Below are 17595 nucleotides of genomic sequence, written 5' to 3' on the forward strand. Positions count from 1 at the left end.
CCCCGACCCCGACCCCGACCCAGAGCCGGACCCGGACTCGGACTCCGCGCCCGGCTCCGGCTCCGGCTCCGCCTCCGGTCCTTCCGACGGTACGGACCGGCCGCCGCCGCGCCGCTGACGTACCTCACCGGCGGCGCACACCAGGAGGATCAGGGCGATGGCGGCCAGGTGTTCACGGCCCGCCAGGTTGTCCTTGACCAGCACCTCGGCCACCATCACGGCGACCACGAGGGCGGCCGTGCACCAGGCCCGGTAGCGCCAGCAGACGTACACCGCGAGCCCCACCACCGCCGCCGAAGGGCCGGTGTCGACGACCTGCGCGTCGGACGCGGGCAGACCCAGCGGACGGTCCGGGCCGAGCGCGATGCCCACGCGCGCGTAGAGCGTGCCGGCCAGCGTGGCCGCGTACCCGACGGCGAGGGTGCGCCACCAGCCGAGGCAGATCTCGGCGATCCCGAACACGATCAGGATCTGCGCGAGCGCACCCCACACCGGCAGGTCGAGGGCCGGCACGAACAGCGACAGGGGAGTGCGGAGCAGAGCGAGCCAGAGCGGGTCCTCGGCGCGCACCGAGCCGATGTCCTGGATGAACCGGTAGCCCCACTCCTGGTTCTGGGTGTACTGGAACAGGGCGGTCAGAGCGACCGCGCCGACCGTCATCGGGGCCGCCCGCCACGTCCTGGCGGCGAGCCCGTCCCGTACGCGGGCGCAGAGCGCGCCCCACTCCGCGCGGGCGAGGTCGGCGGGTCTGCTCAACGCGGTGGCTCCAGATGTCTGCGGTGCAGCCACTTCGGGCCGGGGGCTTCGAGGAAACCCTCGGCCCGTGCGGATGCGAGACCGATGCGCAGCAGGTCGCCGCTCTTCTCGAAGAGCAGGAACCGCGGCTCCCAGATGGGCCGGTACTTGGCGTTGGCGCGGTACAGCGACTCGATCTGCCACCAGCGGGAGAAGAAGCTGAGCAGCGAGCGCCAGAGCCGGAGCACCGGGCCCGCGCCGAGTCGCGAGCCACGTTCGAAGACGGAGCGGAACATCGCGAAGTTCAGTGAGACCTGTGTGATCCCGATCTCTCCGGCGCGCTGCAGGAGTTCGATGACCATGAACTCCATCAGGCCGTTCTCCGCGTCCCGGTCACGCCGCATCAGATCGAGGGAGAGCCCCTTCGGGCCCCACGGCACGAACGAGAGCAGGGCCTTCAACTCGCCGTGCGCGTCGGTGCATTCGAGCATCATGCAGCGCCCGTCGGCGGCGTCGCCCAGGCGGCCGAGCGCCATCGAGAAGCCCCGCTCGGTCGCCCCGTCCCGCCAGTCGTCGGCCCGCCGCAGCAACTGCTCCAACTCCGGTACGGGGATGTCCTCGTGGCGCCGCACACGTACCTCGTACCCGGCCCGCGCGACCCGGTTGTAGGCCTGCCGTACGGTGCGCATGGCGCGGCCGGAGAGGGTGAAGTCGGCGGTCTCCACGAGGGCTTCGTCGCCGAGTTCGAGGGCGTCGAGGCCGTGCCGGGCGTAGATCGTGCCGGCCTCCTCGCTCGCGCCCATCACGGCGGGCGCCCAGCCGTGCTCGCGGGCTTCGGCGAGCCAGGGTTCGATGGCGCCGGGCCAGGCCTCGGGGTCGCCGATCGGGTCGCCGGAGGCCAGTGAGACCCCGCCCACCACGCGGTAGACGACGGCGGCCTTGCCGGTCGGCGACCACACCACGCTCTTCTCCCGGCGCAGCGCGAAGTAGCCGAGCGAGTCCCGCTCCCCGTGCCGCTCCAGGAGTACGCGCAGCCGCTCCTCGTCGCCGGCGGTGAGCGGGTCGACGGCGCGCCGGGAGCGGAACGCGGCGTAGAGCACGGCGAGCAGCAGCAGGAAGCTCATCGCGTTGATGGTGACGTTGGTCAAGGCCGGAGTGGCGACGCCGGGGAGGCGGGAGTCGTCCGCGGCCAGCGAGACAAGCCGCATCGTGCCGTACCGCCAGCGGTCCACGAAGGTCGAACGGTCCGCGTCCGAGGCCTGGTTGGTGAGCGTGACCAGGAGCGCGGCAAGGAGTGAACAGCCGAGCAGCCCACCGGTCGCGACGGCCGCGGCGAGCTTCGGGTTGGACCGGTCGCCCTTGGCGTAGAACTCGCGCCGCCCGATCAGCAGCGCTGCGACGAAGGCGGCGGTCAGGCCGAGGGAGACCCAGTTCTGGATGTGCAGCCGGATCTCGGGGAAGAGCATCGCGAAGCCGAACAGCAGCAGGAAAAGGCCGCTGAGCACCAGGTTCAGGATCCACGCGGCCCGCTTGCGGCGGCGCATCGTGACGGCGAGGAAGAGCGTGACGAGGCCGGAGCCGAACCCCGCGGTCAGCAGGTACGGCGTGAAGAAGTCCTCGGTGTTGTGGCGCCGCAGGTCCTGGCCGAGGGAGAACCAGACCGCGCTGAGGAAGTTGACGAAAGTGACGGCGCGCAGATACCAGACGGAGAACGCGGCCGCCCGTGGCGCGGCCCGGCGGACACTGCTCGTCCGGTCCACCCCTCGGGTCGGTTCGGCGGCTTTACGCGGTACCTCGAGCGCCTCTCCCATTCCCATGAGACGGGATCATATGGGGCATTGTGTCCGAATCCGGGCGGCTGCTGCGGCGAGCCCGGAGGCCGTACCGGTGGCCGCTCCGTGGGGCGGCCACCGGGGCCCCGGCGCTGGTACGGACGAGGTCAGTCGGCTTGCTTCTCCGTCCGCGCCTCGTCCGCTCCGGTGCCGGCCATGGCCTCTTCCGCCGCATCCGCGTCAAGGACCGCCTCGTCCGGCTTCCCGGCCCCCGGCTCCGGGCTCGGCTCCGGCGCCTCGGGCTCCAACTCCGGCTTCAGCTCGGGGAGTTCAGCGGCGAGCGCGGCCGCCGCCCGTACCAGCGGCAGCGCCAGCATCGCGCCCGCCCCCTCGCCCGCCGTCACGCCCTGGTCGAGCAGCGGGTCGACGGCGAGGCGGTCGAGCGCCTTGGCCTGGGCCGGCTCACCGCTGCGCTGGCCCGCGAGCCACCAGTCCGGCGCCCGGAACGCGACCCGCTGGGCGACCAGCGCACAGGCCGCGGAGACCACGCCGTCGAGGATCACCGGCGTACGCCGTACCGCGCTCTGCAGCAGGAAGCCGGTGATCGCGGCGAGGTCCGCGCCGCCCACCGTGCGCAGCAGCTCCAACTGGTCGCCGAGGACCGGGCGGGCCCGGCGCAGCGCGTCGCGCACCGCCGCGCACTTGCGCATCCAGGCCAGGTCGTCGATCGCCCGGCCGCCGCGCCCCGTGACCACCGAGGCGTCCGTGCCGCACAGCGCGGCGACCAGGGTGGCCGCCGCCGTCGTACCGCCCACGCTGATGTCGCCGAGCACCACCAGGTCGGTGCCGTTGTCCGCCTCTTCGTCGGCGATCGCCATGCCCGTACGGAACGCCTGCTCGACCTCTTCCGCGGTGAGCGCGTCCTCGATGTCGATGCGCCCGCTGCCCCGCCGCACCCGGTGCCGTACCACCTCGGCGGGCAGCTCCTCCGGGTCGCAGTCCAGGGCCAGGTCGATCACCCGCACCGGGACCCCGCTGCCGCGGGCCAGGACCGACACCGGGCTCTCGCCGTCGAGCACCGCGCGTACGAGGCGACCGGCGCCGCCCGGGGGACGCGCGGAGACACCGAGCCCGGCCACCCCGTGGTCACCGGCGAACAGCACCGCGCGCGGCCGTTCGATCGCCTTCACCGGCACCGTCGACTGCGCGGCCGCCAGCCACTCGCCCAGCTCGTCGAGACGGCCGAGCGCGCCGGGCGGCACGGCCAGGCGGGCCCTGCGCTCCTCGGCGTCGCGGCGCACCCCGCCGTCGGGGCGCTCGATCAGATCGGAGAAGTCATCGAGATTCAGCGAGCTCATTCGTCGAACAGTACCGGGGCACTTCCCGCCCGGCGCCGGTGCGCCCCCGGCACTCTTCCGTCAGCCGCGCAGCGTCAGCGCCTGCCCGGCCACGACGAGCAGGACGTGCTCGCACTCGGAGGCGAACGCCGCGTTGAGACGGCCCAGTTCGTCCCGGAAACGACGGCCCGCGGCGGTCGCGGGGACGACGCCCGAGCCGACCTCGTTGGACACCGCGACCACCGTGCGCCGGGTGCCACGCACCGCCGCCACGAGCTCCGCCATCCGTTCGCGCAGCGCCCGCTCACCGCCCGAGGCCCAGGTGGCGTCGTCCCACGCGCCGACCCGGTCCATCGCGTCGGTCAGCCACAGCGACAGACAGTCGACGAGCAGCGGCGGGCCGTCCGCGGTGAGCAGCGGCGCCAGTTCGCAGGTCTCCTCGGTGCGCCAGGACGACGGCCGCCGCTCCCGGTGCAGGCCGACCCGGGCCGCCCACTCGGCATCGCCCTCACGCCCGCCGCCGGTGGCCACGTACAGCACCTCGGGGAACGACTCCAGGCGCCGCTCCGCCTCGACGGACTTCCCCGAGCGGGCCCCGCCGAGCACCAGGGTCCGGCGCGGCAGATCCGGTACGGCGTGGAACTCGCCGACCACCACCGTCGTACCGTCCGGCACGGTGCGGGCCCCGGCGGCGGCGAGCCGACGGCGCAGCTCGGCGCCCGGCGGCACGTCGTGGTCGAGGTGCACGGCGAGCACGTCGGTGCTCGCGTCGACCGCACCGGCCGCCCGCAGCCGGGCCAGCGCGTCCGGCCGGTCCACGACATCGGCGACCACCATGTCGTACGGCTCCGGGTGGTCGAGGCCCGCGGGCGCGCCGCCCGGCGGCAGATAGAGCAGCCGCTTCCCGTCCGGGCCCGTCACCTCGTACCCGCTGCCCGGCGAGTCCATCGCGATCGCCCGCACCCGGTGCCCGCCGAGCAGCGCCAGCTCGCGCCCCTCCGGCACCCGGCCCGCTGCGGGCAGCCCCGCCGGGTGTTCCATCGCGGGGCCGTCCTGCGGGTGGGAGAGCAGCACCTGGCGCACTCCGCTGAGCGTGCGCCCCGCGCGCGCGGCCGCGAACGCGGCGCCCGGGGTGAGGTCGAGCAGCAGCACACCGTCCACGAGGAGCGCGGTCGCGGCGCGTACGTCGTCGCCGGTCGCGCTCGCGCAGGCGGCGCAGGGACAGTCGGGGCGGGGCAGGCCCTCGGGGGCGCCGGTGCCGAGCAGAGTCAGTTCCACGGGCACGATCCTGCCGCGTCCGGCCTTGTCCTGCGCGTCCGGATAGGCTCCAATCAGGAGTCGGATCTTGAGCCAGTACCTGGGAGGCTGACATGGCGGCATGGACGTGGCGCTTCGAGAAGTCCGATGGCAGCGAGGTGCAACCGGCGGTGCAGCCAGAGGAGTTCACCACCCAGGGCGACGCGGAGTCCTGGATCGGCGAGGTCTGGAAGGAACTCCAGGAGGGCGGCGCCGACCAGGTGCGACTCTTCGAGGACGACACGGAGATCTACGGCCCGATGAGCCTGCACCCGGCGGAAGCGGCCGAGCCGGCCGAGGCGGCACAGGAGTAGCCCCTCCACCCGGGTACGCACGGGAACGCATCGACCCGGGTACGCACACACACGAACTCCCCGACTGCCGAGGGCGGTCGGGGAGTTCGTCGTCATGTTCCTGGGGCTAGCCCCGGACCCCGCAGAGATGCGTCAGGGCCGCCACCGCGCGGTACGGGTCGGTGCGCCCGGCCCGTTCCTCCGCCGCGAGCAGCGCCATGAGTTCCGTTTCCGGCGGCGGCTCGGCGTCGTCGGCGGCCGTGTCCGTGAAGACCCGTACGCCGTACCAGGCGTGCAGCGGGGCGCCGATCCCGGCGAGCGTCGCGGTCAGCTTGGCGCGGCCGTCGGCGCGTACGTCGAGGCCGATCCGGTTGGTGTACGTGGCCGTGTCGAAGGCGTCGAGCGCGGTGGACCAGTCGCCGGTCAGGCCAGGCCGCATGGCGAGCGCGTCGGCGTTGCGCACGAGCAGCGAGAGCAGCCCGCCCGGCGCGAGCATCCGGGCCAGGCCCGCGAGCAGCCCGTCCGGCTCGTCCACGTACATCAGGACGCCGTGGCAGAGGACCACGTCGAAGGAGCCGGGCAGGAAGTGCACCCCGGTGTCCCGGCCGTCGCCCTCGACGAGCCGCACACGCGCGCGGATGCCCTCCGGCTCGGCGGCCAGCGCCTCACGCGCGGCGGCCAGCATCCTGGCGTCCGACTCGATGCCGGTGACCTGGTGCCCGATGCGGGCGAGGCGCAGCGCCTGAGTGCCCTGGCCGAGCCCCACGTCGAGGACGCGCAGCCGCTGACCCACCGGGTAGCGGGCCGCGATCTGCTCGTCCAGCTGCCGGGCGACCAGCTCCTGGCGTACGACATTGCGCAGTCCGCCGAGGCCGCGCAGCCAGCCGGCCGCGCCACCTCCGAACCCGCCGGGACGTCCGCCTTCCGGAGAGCCGGCAGCGCTCAGGGCCGCTCTCCGCGCTTGACCTGCGGCTTCGGCAGCCGCAGTCGACGCATCTGGAGCGTGCGCATCAGGGCGTACGCGACGGCGCCACGCTTCGGCTCGTCCGGGAACCGCTCCCGGAGCTGCTTCTTCAGGCGGATCGCGATGAACACCGAGTCGATGACGATCAGCACGATCACGAACAGCCAGAGCAGCAGAGCGATGTTCTGCAGCTGCGGGTTCTGCAGCATGCTGAGGACGAGGATGATCACCGCCATCGGCAGGAAGTACTCGGCGATGCAGAACCGCGAGTCGACGAAGTCGCGCGCGAACTTGCGCACCTTGCCCTTGTCACGCACCGGCAGATAGCGCTCGTCGCCGCTGGCCAGCGCCTCACGCTGGCGCGCCATGTCCGCGCGGCGGGTCTCGCGCTGCCGCTTCGCCGCCTCCTTGCGGTTGGTCGGCGTACTCGCCACGCTGCGGCGCTGCGACTGGGCGGCGCTGCGCTTGGGGGTGGGGCGACCCTTGGGTGCCTGCGGGTCGCGGGGCTGCGTGGAGTCGGCTACCGGCGCCTTGGCGCTCGGGGCCTTCTCATCCTTGGAACGGCTACGGAACACAAAACCCAAGGGTACGGGGTTCCGCGTGTCGACCACAGCCCGGCGGGGAACGATCCGGCAACGGCGGACGTCCTGAAAGACAACGGCAACGGGATCTAAAGGGACCTTCCAGAACTTTGCCGCACTGTTCGTCTACTCCCCGCGCCGGAGCGGCGGGGCGAGCAGTCGTCCTTGGGGAGGAGCACATCGGTGCTCGAACAGTGCGGTAATGGAGGCAGGGCCCGTAGGCTGGGTTCTGTCGCAGTGCTGGAGCTGGAACGGCCGGTCGGATCTGTCAGAAGGGGGCGCGCGAAGCCCATGAGCGGTGTCATGAAGCGTATGGGGATGATCTTCCGCGCGAAGGCGAACAAGGCCCTTGACCGGGCCGAGGACCCGCGCGAGACCCTCGATTACTCGTACCAGAAACAGCTGGAGCTGCTGCAGAAGGTGCGCCGCGGCGTCGCCGATGTGGCGACCTCCCGCAAGCGCCTCGAACTGCAGCTCAACCAGCTCCAGTCGCAGTCCTCCAAGCTGGAGGACCAGGGCCGCAAGGCGCTGGCGCTCGGCCGTGAGGACCTCGCCCGTGAGGCGCTTTCCCGCAGGTCCGCCCTTCAGCAGCAGGTCACGGACCTGGAGACGCAGCACCAGACGCTGCAGGGCGAGGAGGAGAAGCTCACCCTCGCCGCCCAGCGCCTCCAGGCCAAGGTCGACGCCTTCCGTACGAAGAAGGAGACGATCAAGGCGACCTACACCGCGGCGCAGGCCCAGACCCGGATCGGCGAGGCCTTCTCCGGCATCTCCGAGGAGATGGGCGACGTCGGCATGGCGATCCAGCGCGCCGAGGACAAGACGGCCCAGCTGCAGGCCCGCGCCGGCGCCATCGACGAGCTGCTCGCCTCGGGCGCCCTCGACGACCAGTCCGGCTCGACCAAGGACGACATCCAGGCGGAGCTCGACCGGCTCTCCGGCGGCACCGACGTGGAGCTGGAGCTGCAGCGCATGAAGGCCGAGCTGGCCGGGGGCAGCGGCGGCTCGCAGCAGGCTCTCGAGGGTGGAAACGGCCAGGCTCAGGGCCAGCCGCAGCAGGACACCCCGCGCTTCGACAAGCAGTAGGCCGCACACTGGCCGGGTACGGATCCCGACTCTGAGGAGAGCGTCATGATCGTACGGATCATGGGGGAGGGGCAGGTGGAGCTGGCGGACAGCCACTTCACCGAACTGAACAAGCTGGACGACGAGTTGCTCGCCGAGATGGAGAGCGGCGACGGCCCCGGCTTCCGCACCACCCTGCACGCGCTCCTGGCCAAGGTCCGCGAACTCGGCACGCCCCTCCCCGACGACGCCCTCGAACCCTCGGAACTGATCCTTCCGGGGTGGGACGCGACGTTGGAGGAGGTCCGGGAGATGCTCAGCGATGATGGGTTGATTCCGGGGTGATACGTGCGGCTGGTGCTGGTGCTGGTGCTGGCGCTGGTATTGGTCCTGGCTCTGGAATCGGTCCGTCGGGCAATATCAGCCCGTCCGGCGCTTGAGGACGAGGCCGGAGGCCGAAGGGAGCGGGGTCCGGGGGCGCAGCCCCTGGGGGACCGAGCCCCGGACGACGGCACAGGTACCGTAACGACTCGTGAGCACCCTCGTACGCGCCAGGAACTGGCTGAAGGGCCACCCCCTCGCCTTCGACGCCGCCCTCGCCCTGGCCGTACTCAGCTGCATGCTGCTCGGCTCGTTCGTCGAGCCGTACGGCCCCCGCGGGGCCTACTTCGGCCGTAATCCCGACCGGCTGAGCGTCGCCCTGATGCTGGTCGGCTCGGTCGCGCTGATCTTCCGGCGGCGCCGCCCGATGGCCGTGCTCGCCGCCACCGTCGCCGTCTCCCTGGTCGAGGTGGTCACCGGGGAACCGCGGGCTCCGGTCACCATGTGCGCGGTGATCGCGCTGTTCACCGTCGCCGCGCACACCGACCGGCCGACCACCTGGCGGGTCGGCCTGCTCACCATGGCCGCGCTCACCGGCACCGCGATGCTCTCCGGACCCCTCGCCTGGTACGCGCAGGAGAACCTCGGCGTCTTCGCCTGGACCGGCATGGCCGCCGCCGCGGGGGACGCGGTGCGCAGCCGCCGTGCCTTCGTCGACGCCATCCGGGAGCGGGCCGAGCGCGCCGAGCGCACCCGTGAGGAGGAGGCCCGCCGCCGGGTCGCCGAGGAGCGGCTCCGTATCGCCCGGGATCTGCACGACGTGGTCGCCCACCACATCGCCCTCGTCAACGTCCAGGCCGGTGTCGCCGCGCACGTCATGGACAAGCGGCCCGACCAGGCCAAGGAGGCGCTCGGGCACGTCCGCGAGGCCAGCCGCTCCGCGCTCGACGAACTGCGCGCCACCGTCGGCCTGTTGCGGCAGACCGGCGACCCCGAGGCGCCCACCGAACCCGCTCCCGGCCTGGCCCGCCTCGAGGAGCTGCTCGACACGTTCCGGAACGCCGGGCTCCCCGTCGACGTGGCCAGCGCCGACGAGAACGCCCCGCTGCCCGCGGCCGTCGACCTCGCCGCGTACCGGGTCATCCAGGAGGCCCTCACCAACGTCCACAAGCACGCGGGCACCGGCGCGAAGGCCGAGTTGAGCGTCATCCGGGTCGGGGTGAACGTCGAGATCACCGTGATCGACGACGGGCCCGGCGTCGGCGGGCCGCCCGAGAGCGGCGGCGGGCACGGGCTGCTCGGCATGCGCGAACGGGTCTCCGCACTCGGCGGCAGGTTGACCGCGGGGGCCCGCTACGGCGGCGGATTCCGCGTCCATGCGATCCTTCCAGTCGCCGACCGCACGGCCACCACGGGGGAGACCGCATGACCGCCATCAGGGTGCTGCTCGCCGACGACCAGGCCCTGCTGCGCAGTGCCTTCCGGGTTTTGGTCGACTCCGAGCCCGACATGCAGGTCGTCGGCGAGGCCTCGGACGGCGCCCAGGCCGTCGAGCTCGCCCGGTCCGAGCGGGCCGACATCGTCCTCATGGACATCCGCATGCCCGGCACGGACGGCCTCGCCGCCACCCGCCTGATCAGCGCCGACCCGGAACTCGCGCACGTACGCGTGGTGATGCTGACCACCTTCGAGGTCGACGAGTACGTGGTGCAGTCGCTGCGGGCCGGCGCCTCCGGGTTCCTCGGCAAGGGCTCCGAGCCGGACGAGCTCCTCAACGCCATCCGCGTCGCCGCCGCCGGTGAGGCACTGCTCTCGCCGGTCGCGACGAAGGGCCTGATCGCCAAGTTCCTCGCGCAGGGCGGCAGTTCGGACGACGGCGACGAGCCGGGCGGCACCCACGCCGAGCGGCTGCGGGCCCTCACCGGGCGCGAGCGCGAGGTCCTCGTACACGTCGCGGGCGGTCTCTCCAACGACGAGATCGCCGTCCAGCTCACCGTCAGCCCGCTCACCGTGAAGACCCATGTGAACCGGGCGATGGCCAAGCTCGGCGCCCGCGACCGCGCCCAACTCGTAGTAATCGCGTACGAATCGGGCCTGGTACGTCCAAGGGTGGAGTGAGCTCCGAAGGGGCGTACTGCGGGCGCAGTACGCGCCGGGCGCGGAAGGGGACCTGGGAGCGAGGAATACCGGGTGCTCCATGGCTGAGGGTTGAAGAGTCGGGCGCAGCCCTGGCCCGAACCCGTCGGGGGACCCGCCCAGGGCCTGTCCGGTGGATCAGGGTCCGGTGGATCAGGGTCACAGAAGCCCCAGGTCGAAGCCCCAGGTCCGCACCCGTCGCCGGGCGCAGGCCGCGCCCTCCTGCCGCGCAAGCCACAGAAGAGAGACCCTCACCCATGTCCTGGCTGTCCAGATTCAGCCTCGCCCAGCGGGCTCTGATCGGGCTGATCTCGCTCGTCGCGATCGCGTTCGGCGCCATCGCGGTCCCGCAGCTCAAGCAGCAGCTGCTCCCGTCCATCGAACTCCCGATGGTGTCCGTCATCGCCCCCTACCAGGGCGCGTCGCCCGATGTGGTCGAGAAGCAGGTCGTGGAGCCGCTGGAGTCGACCCTCGAGGCGGTCGACGGCATCACCGGCATCACCGCCACGGCCAGCGAGGGCAACGCCCTGGTCATGGCCCAGTTCGACTACGGCGACAGCGACTCCAAGCAGCTCGTCGCCGACGTCCAGCAGGCTGTGAACCGGGCCCGCGCCCAACTGCCCCAGGACGTCGACCCGCAGGTCGTCGCGGGCTCCACGGACGACATCCCGACCGTGGTCCTCGCCGCGTCCTCCGACGGCGTCGACCAGCAGGCGCTCGCCGGTCAGCTGGAGCGCTCCGTCGTCCCGGTGCTCGAGGACATCGACGGCGTCGGCCAGGTCTCCGTCGACGGCGTCCGTGACGTCCAGGTGGCGGTCACCCCGGACGACCGGAAGCTGGCACGCGCGGGGCTGACCCCGGCGGCGCTCGTACAGGCCCTCCAGCAGGGCGGGGCGTCGGTGCCGGCCGGTTCGTTCGACGAGGACGGCGGCAACCGCACGGTCCAGGTCGGCGGCGGCTTCACCTCGCTGAAGCAGGTCGAGGACCTGATGGTCGCGCCGGAGGCGGCACCCGGCGCTCCCACGGCGGGGCAGCCGAAGAAGCCGGTACGCCTCGGCTCCGTCGCGGACGTGGAGCAGCAGGAGGCCACGGCCACCTCGCTGACCCGCACCAACGGCGAGCCCAGCCTCGCCGTCGTCGTCACCATGGACAAGGACGGCTCCGCCGTCGCCATCTCGGACGCGGTCAAGGCCGAACTCCCGGACCTGCGCAAGGACTTGGGCGCCGACGCCGACCTGACCGTGGTGTCCGACCAGGGCCCGGCGGTTTCGAAGTCGATCTCCAGCCTGACCACCGAGGGTGCGCTCGGCCTGGCGTTCGCGGTCGTCATCATCCTGATCTTCCTGACGTCGATCCGCTCGACGCTGGTCACCGCGGTCTCCATCCCGCTGTCGGTCGTCCTCGCCCTGATCGTGCTGTGGACCCGCGACCTGTCGCTGAACATGCTCACGCTCGGCGCGCTGACCATCGCGATCGGCCGCGTCGTGGACGACTCGATCGTGGTCCTGGAGAACATCAAGCGGCACCTCGGCTACGGCGAGGAGCGCCGCGAGGCGATCCTCACCGCGGTCAAGGAGGTCTCGGGCGCGGTCACTTCGTCGACCCTCACCACGGTCGCGGTGTTCCTGCCGATCGGTCTGGTCGGCGGCATGGTGGGCGAGCTGTTCGGCTCGTTCTCGCTGACCGTCACGGCCGCCCTGCTCGCTTCCCTGATCGTGTCCCTCACGGTCGTTCCGGTCCTCTCGTACTGGTTCCTGCGCGCCCCCAAGGGCACCGCGGCGCTCGACCCGGAGGAGGCCAGGCGCAAGGCCGAGGAGAAGGAGGCGCGCAGCCGGCTGCAGCGCCTGTACGTGCCGGTGCTGCGCTTCGCCACCCGGCGCCGCTTCACCAGCCTGCTGATCGCGGTCGCCGTCCTCGTCGGCACGTTCGGCATGGCGCCGATGCTGAAGACCAACTTCTTCGACCAGGGCGAGCAGGAAGTCCTGTCCATCAAGCAGGAGTTGAAGCCCGGCACCAGCCTCGCCGCCACCGACAAGGCCGCCGAGAAGGTCGAGAAGGCCCTCTCCGGCGTCGACGGCGTCAAGGACTACCAGGTCACCATCGGCTCATCCGGCTTCATGGCGGCCTTCGGCGGCGGTACGGACACCAACCAGGCCTCGTACCAGGTGACCCTCACCGAGGGCGCCGACTTCGAGAAGACCAGCGACGGCATCGACCGTGCCCTCGGCGCGCTCGACGGCATCGGCGACACCCGCATCGCCGCCGGTGACCCGATGGCCGGTCAGGACCTCAGCGTGGTCGTCAAGGCCGCCGACGCCGACGTACTGAAGAAGGCGTCCGAGCAGGTGCGGGACGAGGTCGCGGAGCTCGACGACGTCACCGACGTGCAGAGCGACCTGTCGCAGTCCGTACCCCGGATCTCGGTCAAGGCCAACGCCAAGGCCGCTGCGGCCGGGTTCAACGACACCACGCTCGGCCAGGCCGTCGGCCAGGCGGTGCGGGGCACGCCCAGCGGCAAGGCCGTCCTCGACGACACCGAGCGGGACGTCGTCGTGAAGTCGGCGAAGCCCGCCGAGACCCTCGACGAGCTGCGCGAACTGCGGCTCGGCCGGGTTCAGCTCGGCGACATCGCCACGGTGAAGCTGATCGACGGACCGGTCTCGATGACCCGGATCGACGGCGCCCGCGCCGCGACGATCACGGCGAAGCCGACCGGCGACAACACCGGCGCGGTCAGCACCCAGCTGCAGACCAAGCTGAACCAGCTGGAGAAGGAGCTCCCCGACGGCGCCACGGTGTCCATCGGCGGTGTCTCCGAGGACCAGGACGAGGCCTTCGCCTCGCTCGGCCTGGCGATGCTCGCGGCCATCGCGATCGTCTTCATGCTGCTCGTGGCGACCTTCAAGTCCCTTGTGCAGCCGCTGATCCTGCTCGTCTCGATCCCGTTCGCGGCGACCGGCGCGATCGGCCTGCTCATCGCCACGGACACCCCGATGGGCGTCCCGGCGATGATCGGCATGCTGATGCTGATCGGCATCGTGGTGACCAACGCGATCGTCCTGATCGACCTGATCAACCAGTACCGCGAGAAGGGGTACGGCACGGTCGAAGCGGTCATCGAGGGCGGCCGCCACCGGCTCCGCCCGATCCTGATGACGGCCCTCGCGACGATCTGCGCGCTCGCCCCGATGGCGGCGGGCGTCACCGGCCACGGCGGCTTCATCGCCAAGCCGCTCGCGATCGTGGTGATCGGCGGCCTGGTCACGTCGACGCTCCTCACCCTGCTCCTGGTCCCGACGCTCTACGCGATGATCGAACTCCGCAAGGAGCGTCGCGCCAAGAAGCGGGCGGCCAAGCGCGACAGGAAGGCGGGCGTCCCGGCGCAGGCCGAGCCCACCGAGGAGCCGGCCGGGTCCGGCGAACCCGAGCCGGAGCCGGCGAAGGTCTGACCCACCGGTCGTACGTACGCGAAAGGGGCGCCCCTCACGGTGAGGGGCGCCCCTTCCTGCGTACCGGTGGGTCGCTCAGAGAAACGCCCCGGACGGCACGAACGGCACCGGCGGCCGCATCCCCCGCAGACACAGGTACCCGGCGTTCCGCGGCGAGAGCCGGGCGGCGAGCGCGACGTCCACGGCCCACTCCTGCTCGGCGGTGACATCGGCGAGGCGGGCCCGCACACCGGGCTCCATGGACCGCAGCGCCGCCGTGAGCAGCCGGGCGGCGACCTGCTCGGAGGTGGCCGACAGCGTGACGACCTTGCCGCCGTCGACGTACACGTAACCGCTGCCCGCCCCGTCGTCCGCGACCAACAGGCGGCAGTGGCGCAGCAGTTCGGCGTGGTCGGGCCCGCGCGCACCGCCGCGCCGGAGCCGGTCGACCCCGTCCATGAGCTCCTGGTGCCGCGCCCCGCCCTCGACCACCGCCCCGTCGGGCGCGGGCAGCCGGGCCGGATCGACCACCCCGCCGAACCGCATCGTGGGGTGCAGCGTGAACCCGGCGGCCCGGTACGCGCGCGCGGCCCGCGGGTCGCGGGAGCCGCAGATGATCCCGCGCGGGCAGTCCGCGCCGTACGCCACGGCGTGTTCGAGCAGGGCCCGCCCGACGCCCTTGCCCTGCGCCTCGGGCACCACGACGAGCAGGGAAAGGCCCCAGGTGCCCTCGCGTCTGCTGGAGAGCGCGACACCCAGGGCCTTCCCGTCGGGGTCGCGGTCGTCCACGGCGACGCTGCAGCCGTCCGGGTCGGTCCGGGCGAACCAGCGGTTCAACTCGTCCTCGCGCTCCGGCCGTTCGGGCCAGGTCGGCTCGTCGGCGGGGTCGCCCTCGGAGTGCGAGTCATGGAACGAGGCCGCCGCCACCAGGCGTACGATCTCGGCGTCTTCGGCGGTGTCGCGCAACGGCCTGAGGATCATTCCCGCACGCTACGGACACCGCCGCCGAATGCAAACGCATTTACGCCGACACCGGCACCGACACCGACACCGACAGCAACCAGCAGTACCGGCAGCAGCCGACAGCAACTGGCAGCACCGCCAAGGGACTTGACCTACGGCAGCGCCAGCATCCGCTCCAGGGCGAGCTTCGCGAAGCTCTCGGTCTCCTTGTCGACCTCGATGCGGTTGACCAGATTGCCCTCGGCCAGCGACTCCAACGCCCAGACCAGGTGCGGCAGATCGATCCGGTTCATGGTCGAGCAGAAGCAGACCGTCTTGTCGAGGAAGACGACCTCCTTGTCCGGGTGCGCGTTGGCCACCCGGCGGACGAGGTTCAGCTCCGTGCCGATCGCCCACTTCGAGCCGGCCGGGGCCGCCTCCAGCGTCTTGATGATGTACTCCGTCGAGCCGACGTGGTCCGCGGCGGCGACGACCTCGTGCTTGCACTCGGGGTGCACCAGGACGTTCACCCCGGGGATGCGCTCGCGCACGTCGTTCACCGAGTCGAGCGAGAACCGGCCGTGCACCGAGCAGTGCCCGCGCCACAGGATCATCTTGGCGTTCCGCAGCTCCTCGACGGTCAGGCCGCCGTTCGGCTTGTGCGGGTTGTACAGGACGCAGTCGTCGAGGGACAGGCCCATGTCGCGCACCGCGGTGTTGCGCCCCAGGTGCTGGTCGGGCAGGAACAGCACCTTCTCCCCCTGCTCGAAGGCCCAGTCGAGGGCACGCTTCGCGTTGGACGAGGTGCAGATCGTGCCGCCGTGCTTGCCGGTGAAGGCCTTGATGTCGGCGGAGGAGTTCATGTACGAGACCGGCACGACCTGCTCGGCTATGCCCGCCTCGGTCAGCACGTCCCAGCACTCGGCGACCTGCTCGGCGGTCGCCATGTCGGCCATGGAGCAGCCCGCGGCGAGGTCCGGCAGGACCACCTTCTGGTCGTCGGAGGTCAGGATGTCCGCCGACTCGGCCATGAAGTGCACACCGCAGAAGACGATGTACTCCGCCTCCGGCTTGGCCGCCGCGTCCTTGGCCAGCTTGAAGGAGTCGCCGGTCACGTCCGCGAACTGGATGACCTCGTCGCGCTGGTAGTGGTGACCGAGCACGAAGACCTTGTCCCCGAGCTTCTCCTTGGCCGCGCGGGCGCGCTCCACCAGGTCCGGGTCGGACGGCGAGGGCAGGTCGCCGGGGCACTCCACCCCGCGCTCGCTCCTCGGGTCGGCCTCGCGGCCGAGCAGCAGCAGAGCGAGGGGCGTCGGCTCGACACCCAGGTCTACGGGGGATTGGGCGGTGGTCACGTCACGCACCCTTTCTTCTTCCGGCGTGCAGAACCCGCCGTCCGGGCCTGCTTTTCGTCGAATTGACGTTATCTATCATAACCGCTTCACGTCAGTTTGACGATGGCCATCATGTCGATGTGACGCATTCCCCGGGAGCCCGTACCCGCGCCCCGCCCCGCGTGGGTGTGCGAGCATGAAGACACAAGGCGACATCGCAGAATCACAGCGCCAGGCCCGGAATGAATCCGCGGCCCCGATGGTTGCAACCGTCGGCAAGCAGTCCGAACAACCCGGGAGAGAAGCAGATGTCCGTATCGGACGAGACCACCACCGTGAGCGACGGCATCCTCCTGTCCGACGCCGCCGCGGCCAAGGTCAAGGGCCTTCTTGAGCAGGAGGGCCGGGACGACCTGGCGCTGCGCGTCGCCGTTCAGCCCGGCGGCTGCTCCGGCCTTCGCTACCAGCTGTTCTTCGACGAGCGCTCGCTCGACGGCGATGTCGTCAAGGACTTCGACGGCGTCAAGGTCGTCACCGACCGCATGAGCGCCCCGTACCTCGGCGGTGCCTCGATCGACTTCGTCGACACCATCGAGAAGCAGGGCTTCACCATCGACAACCCCAACGCCACGGGCTCCTGCGCCTGCGGCGACTCCTTCAGCTAGGCCCTCGCGGCTCCCTGGAGTTCACTGTCGTACGACGAAGGCGGCGCCCCTTGCGGGGAGCGCCGCCTTCGTCGTGTCCGGATGTCCGGTCGGACCTCGCTAGCGGCGCTGCACCGCGGCGCCGTTGTCGCCGACCACCGTGCGGTCGCCTAGGGGCTTCTTCAGGGTGACCCGCTCGGTGTGCTCCTTGGCGATCATGATGCAGACCTTGCCGTCGTCCCGCGGCGTACCGGTCACCGTGACCCGCACCTCATCACCGCTCTCGGTCGCCTCCGCCGCGTAGTCGGAACACACACCGCCCCAGAACCGGAGCGTCAACGTCCGCCCGTCGACGCCGTACGACTCCACCGGCACGTCCCGGCTCTCCGGCCCGGTCGGCGGCTGCGCGCCCTCCGTCCGGCTCGGCTCGGGCGCCGGGGCGCTCGGCGCGGTCAGATACGCCGGGTCCACCGCGGGCTGCGTGATCGTGACGGGGCGCTCCATCCCAACGGGGCGCACCTGGAACAGCCAGGACGGTACGAGTACTTGGCGGCCCCGCTCGAAGTGCGTGGCGAGCCCGAAGGTCGCCCGCTGCACGTCCACGGGCGCGGGCTCCCGGCCCTCCGAGCCCTGCGGACACGGTTGCTGCGGCCCACCTGCCCCACCTGCCCCACCCGGCTCGACCCCAGCGGGATTCGGCTCACCCGGCGCGATCCCGGCACCCGAGCCCATGCCCGTACCCGAGCC

At 71.8% G+C, this 17595-nt stretch carries 16 protein-coding genes; 7 read left to right on the forward strand and 9 right to left on the reverse strand.

Translation table 11 applies throughout. The features are described from left to right. The 4 genes from GUY60_RS38265 to GUY60_RS39525 form a co-directional block, all read right to left on the reverse strand. Positions 1–756 (reverse strand): hypothetical protein (locus tag GUY60_RS38265; RefSeq protein WP_246235193.1); only part of this gene is annotated, 756 nt, incomplete at its 3' end. Further along, positions 753–2546 (reverse strand): phosphatidylglycerol lysyltransferase domain-containing protein, encoded by a 1794-nt coding sequence (locus GUY60_RS18115; protein ID WP_161699083.1) that lies wholly within the window; start codon positions 2544–2546, stop codon positions 753–755. The genes GUY60_RS18115 and GUY60_RS38265, both read right to left, overlap by 4 nt. Before the next feature lie 128 nt (positions 2547–2674). Then, positions 2675–3865 (reverse strand): nicotinate-nucleotide--dimethylbenzimidazole phosphoribosyltransferase, encoded by a 1191-nt coding sequence (gene cobT / locus GUY60_RS18120; protein ID WP_161699065.1) that lies wholly within the window; start codon positions 3863–3865, stop codon positions 2675–2677. 60 nt (positions 3866–3925) lie between these two features. Then, the gene (locus tag GUY60_RS39525) at positions 3926–5122 is read right to left on the reverse strand and encodes a bifunctional adenosylcobinamide kinase/adenosylcobinamide-phosphate guanylyltransferase (protein ID WP_187370059.1); all 1197 of its coding nucleotides are present in this window, start codon (positions 5120–5122) and stop codon (positions 3926–3928) included. 92 nt (positions 5123–5214) lie between these two features. Here GUY60_RS39525 and GUY60_RS18130 point away from each other — a divergent pair, with 92 nt between their 5' ends. Next, on the forward strand, positions 5215–5454 hold the full coding sequence (locus GUY60_RS18130; RefSeq protein WP_161699067.1) for a hypothetical protein: 240 nt from the start codon (positions 5215–5217) through the stop codon (positions 5452–5454). Between the two features lie 106 nt (positions 5455–5560). On the opposite strand, the gene GUY60_RS18135 is transcribed toward GUY60_RS18130, so the two are convergent. Both GUY60_RS18135 and GUY60_RS18140 read right to left on the reverse strand, forming a co-directional pair. Continuing rightward, positions 5561–6313: a class I SAM-dependent methyltransferase gene (locus GUY60_RS18135; protein WP_187370062.1), complete on the reverse strand. Its 753-nt coding sequence runs from the start codon at positions 6311–6313 to the stop codon at positions 5561–5563. 62 nt (positions 6314–6375) lie between these two features. After that, complete coding sequence (locus GUY60_RS18140) at positions 6376–6981, reverse strand: DUF3043 domain-containing protein (RefSeq protein ID WP_188132652.1); 606 nt, start codon at positions 6979–6981, stop codon at positions 6376–6378. A gap of 288 nt (positions 6982–7269) precedes the next feature. On the opposite strand from GUY60_RS18140, the gene GUY60_RS18145 reads away from it, so the two are divergent. From GUY60_RS18145 to GUY60_RS18165, 5 genes are all read left to right on the forward strand, one after another. Then, the gene (locus GUY60_RS18145; protein WP_161699069.1) at positions 7270–8064 is read left to right on the forward strand and encodes a PspA/IM30 family protein; all 795 of its coding nucleotides are present in this window, start codon (positions 7270–7272) and stop codon (positions 8062–8064) included. Between the two features lie 45 nt (positions 8065–8109). Next, entirely contained in the window at positions 8110–8388 is a 279-nt protein-coding gene (gene pspAA / locus GUY60_RS18150; protein ID WP_161699071.1) for a PspA-associated protein PspAA, read from the forward strand. 187 nt (positions 8389–8575) lie between these two features. Next, positions 8576–9793, forward strand: a complete 1218-nt coding sequence (locus GUY60_RS18155) for a sensor histidine kinase (RefSeq protein WP_187370061.1) — start codon at positions 8576–8578, stop codon at positions 9791–9793. Beyond that, positions 9790–10482, forward strand: a complete 693-nt coding sequence (locus GUY60_RS18160) for a response regulator (RefSeq protein ID WP_161699073.1) — start codon at positions 9790–9792, stop codon at positions 10480–10482. The genes GUY60_RS18155 and GUY60_RS18160 overlap by 4 nt, the downstream gene beginning before the upstream one ends. Positions 10483–10757: 275 nt before the next feature. Then, on the forward strand, positions 10758–13949 hold the full coding sequence (locus GUY60_RS18165) for an efflux RND transporter permease subunit (RefSeq protein ID WP_161699075.1): 3192 nt from the start codon (positions 10758–10760) through the stop codon (positions 13947–13949). 75 nt (positions 13950–14024) lie between these two features. On the opposite strand, the gene GUY60_RS18170 is transcribed toward GUY60_RS18165, so the two are convergent. Both GUY60_RS18170 and nadA read right to left on the reverse strand, forming a co-directional pair. Continuing rightward, entirely contained in the window at positions 14025–14909 is an 885-nt protein-coding gene (locus GUY60_RS18170) for a GNAT family N-acetyltransferase (RefSeq protein WP_161699077.1), read from the reverse strand. Between the two features lie 134 nt (positions 14910–15043). Further along, positions 15044–16234, reverse strand: a complete 1191-nt coding sequence (gene nadA / locus GUY60_RS18175) for a quinolinate synthase NadA (RefSeq protein ID WP_161699079.1) — start codon at positions 16232–16234, stop codon at positions 15044–15046. Between the two features lie 278 nt (positions 16235–16512). Between nadA and GUY60_RS18180 the strand changes: the two genes are divergently transcribed. Continuing rightward, positions 16513–16869, forward strand: a complete 357-nt coding sequence (locus GUY60_RS18180; protein WP_030933606.1) for a HesB/IscA family protein — start codon at positions 16513–16515, stop codon at positions 16867–16869. Positions 16870–16968: 99 nt separating this feature from the next. Here the strand turns inward: GUY60_RS18180 and GUY60_RS18185 are convergent, their stop codons facing one another. Then, complete coding sequence (locus GUY60_RS18185; protein WP_161699081.1) at positions 16969–17451, reverse strand: hypothetical protein; 483 nt, start codon at positions 17449–17451, stop codon at positions 16969–16971. Positions 17452–17595: the final 144 nt, after the last annotated feature.

This window comes from Streptomyces boluensis, assembly GCF_009908195.1.
Taxonomy (GTDB): domain Bacteria; phylum Actinomycetota; class Actinomycetes; order Streptomycetales; family Streptomycetaceae; genus Streptomyces; species Streptomyces boluensis.